Raw genomic sequence first — 9,046 nt, 5'->3', positions numbered from 1 at the left:
CAAAAAGAGGGCGCCCTTCTTCTGGTTAACTCTGACGCCCATACCCCTGACGATCTTTTTGTCCCCCAATTGCCTAAAAGAATTGCCCTGGGGGCCGGCTTAGATGAGGAGGCAGCGGAGATGGTGGTATTCCGTAACCCTCGCCAATTCCTAAGAAGACTGGGCTATTAGCTCTGGGAGGGAAGAAATTACTCGATCACAAGGGCTGGCCCCTAATCTACTAAAACCCCTTTGACATTACTAAAGTCTCATAGCATATTTGGGGCTGAAGCTACCGGGAGTTCCTCGGGAAGTTACGCCTGTGGACAGCTTGTAAGACCAGCTCTCTGGCAGGCTGGTAGAAGCAGGGACCGAACGTCAAATCTTTAGATTTGAGTAAGTTTCGGAGAACGGTTATAGCTCGCTTTCTTCCTTAAGCCTCCGTCGGGCGTCTCGTTATCTGACCAGTACCAGAACTCAGGGAACAAAAAGGGAGGCGCGGCGTCTAATTCTCTGGATTCGGATACTTAAGATACCCCAATTAACAACGCAGTCAGAAAACCAAGGAGGAGGAAATGTCAGCAAGTAAGAGTTGGACCGCAAAATTTATCCTTATTGGGCTCATTTTTCTGCTAACCTTGTTGGTAGTCGGATGTGTCCAGCAACCCAAGGAAGCTCAGGAGCCCACCCCCCTGACTCAGGTGCCCCTAACTACGCAGATCCCAAAAACTCTTACTGTTAGTGGAGAAGGGCGGGCCATCGCTACACCTGACGTAGCTACCGTTACCATAGGAGTAGAGCTCCAGGAGAAGACCCCTGAAAGGGCTATGAATCGAAATAGCGAGATCATGCAGAAGGTGATCCAGGCCATCAGGGAAATGGGGATTCCGGAGGAAGACATAACTACGGTTGGGGTAAATCTGCATCCTGAATATAACTATCCCCAGGAGGGAGCACCTGAGATAGTAGGATACTACGTCTCCAATCAAGTGATTGTCACCGTGAGGGAGATACAGAAAGTCAGTGATTTGATTGCCAAGGCCACCAAGGCTGGGGCCACCAGTATATACGGAGTGCGGTTTGACGTAAGTCCAGGTAACAAAGCCGAAATGGAAGCCCTAAACGATGCTTACGCCAATGCCAAAACAAAAGCCGAGGCTCTGGCCGCGGCCATGGGTGTCAGACTAAAAGAGATCTACTCAGCGCGGGAAAACGGGATCCCCCCTATTGCTCCAGTATACCTGGACTACTACGCCGTGCGTGCTGAGGGCGCTGGAGAGGTAACTCCCCCTCCTGTGGTCGGGCAAAACATAGAAATCACAGCGGCCGTGGAAATTACCTATGTGATTGAGTAGAGGAGACCGGCCGGGCCTCAATACAATAGTGTTACCAGGAGGGCATAGGCGTACCTCGATTTCCGATATAGGGTAGTACCCCCCATCTGGCAAAAAAGGCTTCTTGTGACCATCCTGACTTTGAAAGAGCTCTCTGATTCCCTCCCCTGCCACCCTTATAGTTTCCAGGCAAATATAGTAATATTGTTTTGGAGAGGTAAAGGCAGAACCCTATTCCCAAAGGTATTTACAAAGTGGACTTCAAGAAAATCCTTCTGCTGCTTGTGACAATTGGGATGTTGTTCTTTCTGGTATCCGGATGTGCGTGCATGACCGAGCCTCCTGAGGAGATCGGAAGGGCGGGCTCCCAGAGTGGGGGCGGTTCCGCAGAGGGGAGCAGTTCGAGCCCAGCCATCCCGGCCCCGGAATTTACCCTGAATTCTTTGGACGGCCGAGAGGTCAGCCTTTCTGACTTTCGAGGTAAAGTAGTGGTTCTCAATTTCTGGGCCACCTGGTGCGGCACCTGCCGGGCAGAAATGCCCAATTTGGAACGAGCCTACCAGGCATATAAGGATAAGAACGTGGAGTTGGTAGGAATTAGCATGGACACGGATACGCAACTGGTGGAGTCCTTTGTCAAAGAAGTGGGTGTGACTTACACTATCCTTCTTGACCCCTCCCACCGGGTAGCTTCTGACTACGCCATCTGGGCACTACCTAGCACCTATATTGTGGACGAGAAGGGAATGATTGTGGGGAGCGAGATAGGGCAACTGGCTGAATCTATGCTAAAGAATATGTTGGACCAGGCTTTGGAAGAGTAACACCCCTCTTTAGAGCCGGTCTAATGAATATCGAGGCCATTTTTTATGACGGCTTCGTCGCCCACGAACTATGAAAATGCTGACTATTTTCCAGGTAGTTCACACTGAAAATAGGCTTGGCGCTGTAGATCAGAGCAAAATTTACTCCGCGGTAGTCTGCCTTTACCCTATCGACACGTCATTTTTCAGCGTGAACCAGGTAAGAACATGAGTAGCCCAGAGCAGTTTCTGGCCATCGATGTAGGTGCTGGAACACAGGATATCCTTCTGTATGAGAAAGGGAAGCCACCTGAGAACTGTCTGAAAATGGTAGTGCCCTCCCGGACCATAACCGTAGCCAGGCGGATAAGGGAGGCCACAGAGGCGAAAGTGCCGATTTTTCTGAAAGGGAATCTTATGGGGGGAGGAGCCTGTGTCGAGGCCATCACGGGGCACCTGCGAGCAGGCCTGGAAGCGTATGCTACGCCACTGGCGGCCAAAACCATTCGCGACAATCCGGCGGAGGTGCTAGAAATCGGAGTGAAGATAGGAGAAGCTGGTGCCGAGGAGGCAGTGCCCATCGACCTGAGAGATATCGACCTCCCCTGCCTGCGACAGGCCCTGTCCCTCTTTGATGTGCCGCTTCCTGAACGATTTGCTATCGCCGTCCAGGATCATGGCGAGTGCCTGGAGGGAAGCAATCGCAGTTTCCGTTTTGCTTACTGGGAGAGGTTTATCAGGGAAGGAGGGAAGCTAGATGGCTTGATCTACAAGGAACCTCCTTTATTCATGACTAGAATGCGGGCCATTCAAAGAGATGTGCCGGGGGCCCTGGTCATGGACACCGGAGCCGCTGCTATGTGGGGCGCCTTTTGCGATCAAAAAGTATTCCGGCGGAGAGGAGAAGGGGTCGTGGTAGTGAACATTGGAAACTCTCACACTCTGGGAGCTCTGGTTCAGGACGGGAGGGTGTGGGGCCTTTTCGAACACCACACGGCCCGGATGACTCCCGCCAAATTGGAGGACTACCTAGACCGATTGCGCCAGGGCAGTCTTTCCAATAAAGAGATCTATGCTGACGGAGGACATGGGTGCGTTATCCACCCCTCCTTCTCGCGGGGGCTCCTTTTTAATTTTGTCACTATAACCGGACCTAACCGTCACCTGGCCTCCAATTCGGGATACTACTTCGCGGTCCCCTACGGAGACATGATGCTGACAGGTTGTTTCGGTTTGCTGGCTGCCGCGGGGATGCTGTGATCCAGCGCCTCCCGCCTTTTGGCACAGTCATAGTTAGGTCTGCTTCAGGACCAGGCTCATGATCATTCAAGAACTGGAGCTTATCGACTACAGAAACTACTCCCATGCCCACACAGAATTGGACAGCAGTTTGAACATTATTGTGGGTGGCAATGCGGTAGGCAAAACCAATCTCCTGGAGTCAGTGAGGATACTTTCCCTGGGGAGCTCTTACCGTGCCTCTTCCGACCGGGAGGTCATAAGGTGGGGGTGTGATCAGGCTATCATCCACTGCCGCATCGTCAGAAGAGGAAAGTCCTATCAGATGGACTTCCAGATTCATAGAAATGGACAGAAGAGGATTCGGGTTAATCAGGTGGAGAGACAAGGTCATGGCGAGCCAGAGGGCCTGGTAGTGGCTGTTTTGTTCTCCCCTGACGATCTGAAAATAGTGAAGGAAGGTCCTGAATACCGACGAGACTATATAGACCAGGTTCTGATCCAGATCAGCTCCAAGTATGCTTATTTCCGGAAGAGATATCTGAGAACCCTGACTCAGAGAAACTCTCTTTTAAAGAGCCTGATGGGAGAGCGGAAAAACCTGGATACTTTAGAAGCATGGGATCAGTATTTGGCCGAGGCCGCCTCTCATATCTACAGAATGAGGCGAGCAGGTATTGAAAAGATCCAAAAGTTGGCGAATAGAAGAATGCGAGAAATCTCGCCGCAGGAAAATTTGCAGATTTCGTATACTCCCAACTTCGAGCTTGATCTCTCTGAGGATGGTAAGCAGGTCTGCCAGGCCTTTTTGCAGCAGCTCAAGCAGGAGAGGGAGGAAGATATAGCCAGAGGCATTACCTCTTTTGGCCCCCATCGGGATGAGCTGGTTCTCACTGTAAGCGACATTGACCTGAGAACCTATGGTTCTCAGGGGCAACAGAGAACGGCAGCTCTGGCTCTCCGGATGGCGGAGATCGACTTTTTGAGAGAGGAGCTAGAGGTGACCCCCATTCTTCTTTTGGATGACGTTATGTCTGAACTGGACAAGGAGAGAAGAGAATCTCTCATGAGACTTCTGAGAGATGATATGCAATGCCTTCTAACTACTACTAACATTTCCTATTTTGACCCCCAAATTCTTACCAGCCAGACCGTGCTGGAGATAAAGAATGGCACCATCAGAAGGGGTGGGCTCTAAGTGGAAAGCATTAAGCATATCGTGACCCAGGTTTTGGATAACCTGGGCATGGAGAAAAAGGTCAGGGAATCTAGAGCCATCTCCTGCTGGAAGGAGATTGTAGGAGAGCGGATAGCCAGCAACACGCATCCGTACAAAATTCAGAAGGGCATTCTTTTTGTTTCTACTTCCAGCCCGGTTTGGTCCCAGGAGCTAAGCCTTTTGTCTCGGGAGATAAAGGAAAGGATAAATTCACTCCTGGGAGAAGATGTGATTAAGGAGATGCGCTTCTATCCTCGGGGTGTGGATAGGCAGCCTGTGGACCAGGCTCCTTCCAGAGAAATTGCACCGAGAGAGCTAAACAAGGCCCAGGCCCAAGAGATCGAGGAGCTGGCCAGCCAGATCGGCGACGATGTGTTGAGAGAAAGATTTAAAAAAGTGTTGGCCAGAGCCAAAGCAAGAGAGGATGAAGGCCGACTGTAAGCGCTCTCCAGGGAATAGCCCTCTTTGCATCCGCTGCCTTCCTTTTACAGGTGACGATTCTTGATCGCTTATGCGAAGTGACTCTCTTAAGGGGAGGCCCCATCGTACCTTAGGCAGGTTTTCCAAAAGGGCGAATACCATGTTTGGACCACCTAAAAATTTAAGTAGCTTGCTCCTTTGTCACACTCAACTGCCGTTTCTTTGACTCGACACTCTCAATGGCAAGTAGATACCGCACTGCTCGACGCAGTGGCTGAAATTGTCTCTGGTCAGGAATGGCAAGTCCCAATCCGTTGCGATAATAACGCGGTCGGTCGCCATGCTGGGTAAGAAATTTTATTCTTCACTTTTTCTAAGCTTCCTCTATTTGGATTGTTCTTCCCACGTGCTAGAATGGTCATTTCTCCGCTTTTCAGGGTTTATTTATGGGGCGAAATTTAACTCTCTTTTTCTAAAAAATTGGGCTAGGATATTTTTAACATCTTCTTCTCACAATTCAAATCATCCACGTATACTTCGACCTATCAATCAGGCAAGATTTCGATTCTTAAGTTTCCGCCACATCATATCAATTGAGCGCCTCTTAAATAGCGCTTAGTCTCACGATAAACCTTTTCGAAATGGGGCAGTTGAGCTACCTGATCTCTCAACCTCTGATCCCAAAGCTTCCTGTATGTTGGCTCTTTGGCATCCAGTTGTGCCTTCAGATCCTTAGAATCCAGATTTTTAAACTCGCACTTCTCCTCAAATGGTTGAGCAAGAAAGACCAGGCCTATTAGATTAAATTTGAGCAAGTACCAAAGGTCGTAGACATCCCGAGGCTCTTTTCTATAACTGCTGAGCAGACTACATAGCTTTTCGATAGCTGTTTCCTCTAATGAATAGGTTTTCACCTTAATATCATCAGGCTGATCGCTATATTCTTTAAACAGGGGGAGGCTGGGTGTAGGAAATTGAAGGAGTTCTTTTAAGGTAACATCGATCTTAATTTCGTTTCTTTCTATGCTTGCCCCTAATGGACCCGAATAGCTCACATAAAAAGTAAGACTGTCTTCACGTTCTTCCTCCCGCCGGTTAAGACGCATTGGGATGTTAGCTGATTTTCGTGCTATGTCATAAATCACCTCGAACTTCTCTAAGATTTCAACTGCAGAAAGATGATTAATCAAGGTAAAATCCAAATCTTCGGAATATCTATAGTCCTTTATGTAGACTTTTCTTAAAGCAGTTCCTCCTTTGAAAACTAAATTATCCCTCAGACCAGAACTACTAAGCCCAATCAAAATCCAGGTTAAAATGTAATCTTTCTCAATCGTCTTATCTCTGATCCCAGTCTTACCAGAAAGCCTGGAAATCTCTGCTGGAAAAATCATGATTTAGGTCCTGACAATGGATTTTAGCTCTTCAGGCTCAAGATTTAGTTTTAATCGCCAGCGGGTCACGCACTTCCCCTGGTCCGGGAGTGAGGGATCGAAAAGCGCATAACTTTTGCTGTCTTTTATGAAATCCTGTAATTGTTGTATGGTTTCGGCCGTTCCTAGTTGGTAGGTTTCTAAAACAAGGCCCAGGCGTTTTGCTACTACCTTTTTGCTGAATCTTTCTACATACTTTGTGAGTTTCTCATAGTCTACTTTGTCTTTAGCAATCCAGATACCCTTGGCTATTTCAGATATTCCTCCGCAGAGCCTGGGAGCGTAAAGACAATCTACAATGGTCCTTTCTAAATCACTTACTTCTACCTGCTGCTGAGGTGTTACCCATTCTTTGGTGATTCCCCAGAAGCTTTCACGCTTTGCATAGATGAATCTGAATTCCGCACCGCCAGTCTCCCGATTCTTTCTGCGCACTGAGGTTGAGATGTAAACCATCCGGGTAGGCTGAGTAACCATATTGTGAATGTCCATGGCACTGTAGTGAGAAATAAAATAAGCATGAGGTTTAATAAGCTCCTGTGCAACTACATACCAATTCTCCATGTATTCACCACTCAAGCCAGCTTCCAGTGGGAGAATAAGATATTTCCCCGGTTTTAGACGCGCAATAACCTTCCGCCCAACCAACTCACTAAGCAGGTCCGTAGTAGCATTAACACTTAATCCAGTAATTCTTTGAGCATCCGAAACCCCAAAGATGCTTTTATTTTCTTCTTTTAGTTTCAATATTAGCTTCGCACTCACGGGACCGAGGGTTCTGATAGTCCTCATTATTAACCTCTCTTACGTTCTATGTAAGAATTACAGGATGTCATCCTGTAATTTATACATAAAACATGACTATGTCAATGCATTCATACACGGCTTACGGTCACTTGAAGCTTGCTGGTATTATTTCTCTTAAATTTTCGCCAAAATTAAACTTTTCGCGTATGGGAAAATAGAAATAATCATTCGACATCTTGAAAGAAATCGCCCCAGTTAAGCCCTAGAGAGATGCTTTGTGGTATAATTAATTGTGGTTAGTTGAAGAGTAGTAGCCCAAAATATGGGGTACTTGGGGGAAACAGGAGTAGTTTTTTGAAGCGATCTGTAATTCGGGGGCCGCACCCTCGAATCATGAAACCCTCATGCCATAACTGGCACAAAGGAACATGAAATTAAGATGCATTTTCAGAGGAAAATGGGGAATCTATTTTCTACTCAGATCAAAAGCTAGAGGGCGGTGATTATTTGACAGAGGAGTTCGCAAAAGAGGAGATGCCCTACGACGTCAATAGCATCACCGTTTTGGAAGGGCTCCAGGCGGTGAGAAGAAGGCCGGGCATGTATGTAGGTTCCACTGGACCGAGAGGACTTCACCACCTGGTCTACGAAGTGGTGGACAACTCCATCGACGAAGCTCTGGCCGGAATCTGCAAGAACATAATGGTCATTATCCATGACGGCAGCTCTGTGAGCGTGTATGACGACGGGAGGGGTATTCCCGTCGATATCATGGACAAATATGGCCGGCCAGCAGTGGAGATCGTTCTGACTACTCTCCATGCCGGAGGCAAGTTTGACAATAAGAGCTACAAGGTCTCGGGAGGTCTCCATGGAGTAGGGCTCTCGGTAGTAAATGCCCTCTCCGAACACCTGACGGTAGAGGTAAGAAGAGATGGACATATCTACCGGCAGGAGTACCAGAGGGGAACTCCTAAAACAGACCTTGTTGAGGTCGGACCCACCAATACCCACGGCACCATAATCAACTTCAGACCGGATCCGGAAATCTTCGAAGACCTGGACTTCAAATTCGAGACCCTGGCTCAACGAATGAGGGAGATGGCCTTTTTGACCAGAGGCCTCAAAATCACTCTGGAGGATCGGCGGAAAGGCCAGGAGACCCAGGAGACATACCACTATGAGGGAGGTCTGGTCGATTTTGTCAAGTACCTGGTGGGCAAGAAGGAAACTCTCTTTAAGAAGACTATCTTCATCTCTGGTCAAGAGGAAGATACAGAGATAGAAGTGGCCATGACTTATACCACCGGCTACCTGGAGAACATCTTTACCTTTGCCAACACTATCAATACCCACGAAGGGGGAACTCACCTGAGCGGCTTTCGAGCTGCCCTGACCAGGACCATCAATGATTACGCCAGATCCAAAGGATTGTTGAAAGACAAAGAAGAGAATCTTATCGGGGAAGATGTGCGAGAAGGTCTGGTAGCTATTGTTAATGTCAGGATGAGAGAACCCCAGTTCGAGGGCCAGACTAAGACCAAGCTGGGAAACAGCGAGATAAAAGGGCTGGTGGAATCCATCGTCAGCACCAGGCTGGGCGAGTACCTGGAAGAACACCCCGGGGAGGCCAGGCTGATGGTCAACAAAGCCATTGTGGCGGCCAGAGCGCGCACAGCAGCCCGGCAAGCCAGGGAGCTAACCAGAAGAAAGAGCTTCCTGGAGAGCACATCTCTGCCTGGAAAGCTGGCCGACTGTTCCTTAACCGATCCTGAGTTATGCGAAATCTATCTGGTGGAAGGAGACTCCGCGGGGGGCTCGGCCAAGCAGGCCAGAGACAGAAAGTTTCAGGCCATCCTTCCTCTGCGGGGC

8 protein-coding genes are annotated in these 9,046 nt (G+C 48.7%); 6 read left to right on the top strand and 2 right to left on the bottom strand.

The genetic code is table 11. The features are described 5' to 3' along the window. The first annotated feature begins 554 nt into the window (after window positions 1-554). From HW443_RS07905 to HW443_RS07885, 5 genes are all read left to right on the top strand, one after another. Window positions 555-1,334, top strand: coding sequence for an SIMPL domain-containing protein (locus HW443_RS07905; RefSeq protein WP_176231232.1), 780 nt, complete (start codon window positions 555-557; stop codon window positions 1,332-1,334). Between the two features lie 233 nt (window positions 1,335-1,567). Continuing rightward, the gene (locus tag HW443_RS07900; protein WP_219857063.1) at window positions 1,568-2,137 is read left to right on the top strand and encodes a peroxiredoxin family protein; all 570 of its coding nucleotides are present in this window, start codon (window positions 1,568-1,570) and stop codon (window positions 2,135-2,137) included. 207 nt (window positions 2,138-2,344) lie between these two features. After that, window positions 2,345-3,376, top strand: a complete 1,032-nt coding sequence (locus tag HW443_RS07895) for a DUF1786 domain-containing protein (RefSeq protein ID WP_176231234.1) — start codon at window positions 2,345-2,347, stop codon at window positions 3,374-3,376. 58 nt (window positions 3,377-3,434) lie between these two features. Continuing rightward, window positions 3,435-4,553, top strand: a complete 1,119-nt coding sequence (recF, locus tag HW443_RS07890) for a DNA replication/repair protein RecF (RefSeq protein ID WP_176231235.1) — start codon at window positions 3,435-3,437, stop codon at window positions 4,551-4,553. After that, on the top strand, window positions 4,554-5,015 hold the full coding sequence (locus tag HW443_RS07885) for a DUF721 domain-containing protein (RefSeq protein WP_176231236.1): 462 nt from the start codon (window positions 4,554-4,556) through the stop codon (window positions 5,013-5,015). Between the two features lie 563 nt (window positions 5,016-5,578). Here HW443_RS07885 and HW443_RS07880 read toward each other — a convergent pair. After that, the gene (locus tag HW443_RS07880) at window positions 5,579-6,388 is read right to left on the bottom strand and encodes a nucleotidyl transferase AbiEii/AbiGii toxin family protein (RefSeq protein ID WP_176231237.1); all 810 of its coding nucleotides are present in this window, start codon (window positions 6,386-6,388) and stop codon (window positions 5,579-5,581) included. Between the two features lie 3 nt (window positions 6,389-6,391). After that, window positions 6,392-7,219 carry a type IV toxin-antitoxin system AbiEi family antitoxin domain-containing protein gene (locus HW443_RS07875; RefSeq protein ID WP_176231238.1) on the bottom strand — a complete coding sequence of 276 codons (828 nt, stop codon included), beginning with the start codon at window positions 7,217-7,219 and terminating at the stop codon, window positions 6,392-6,394. Window positions 7,220-7,708: 489 nt separating this feature from the next. Between HW443_RS07875 and HW443_RS07870 the strand changes: the two genes are divergently transcribed. Further along, window positions 7,709-9,046, top strand: a 1,338-nt coding sequence (locus tag HW443_RS07870; protein ID WP_176238040.1) for an ATP-binding protein, incomplete at its 3' end; no start/stop codon positions are given.

This window comes from Candidatus Hakubella thermalkaliphila, assembly GCF_013281975.1.
In the GTDB taxonomy this organism is placed as follows: domain Bacteria; phylum Actinomycetota; class Humimicrobiia; order Hakubellales; family Hakubellaceae; genus Hakubella; species Hakubella thermalkaliphila.
This window is presented reverse-complemented; position numbering and strand designations above follow the sequence as displayed.

Bases quoted from the DNA above. Each gene is read 5' to 3' on its own strand.
- HW443_RS07905 (WP_176231232.1), top strand. From the start codon at position 555: ATGTCAGCAAGTAAGAGTTGGACCGCAAAATTTATCCTTATTGGGCTC.
- HW443_RS07895 (WP_176231234.1), top strand. From the start codon at position 2,345: ATGAGTAGCCCAGAGCAGTTTCTGGCCATCGATGTAGGTGCTGGAACA.
- recF (WP_176231235.1), top strand. From the start codon at position 3,435: ATGATCATTCAAGAACTGGAGCTTATCGACTACAGAAACTACTCCCAT.
- HW443_RS07880 (WP_176231237.1), bottom strand. From the start codon at position 6,388: ATGATTTTTCCAGCAGAGATTTCCAGGCTTTCTGGTAAGACTGGGATC.
- HW443_RS07875 (WP_176231238.1), bottom strand. From the start codon at position 7,219: ATGAGGACTATCAGAACCCTCGGTCCCGTGAGTGCGAAGCTAATATTG.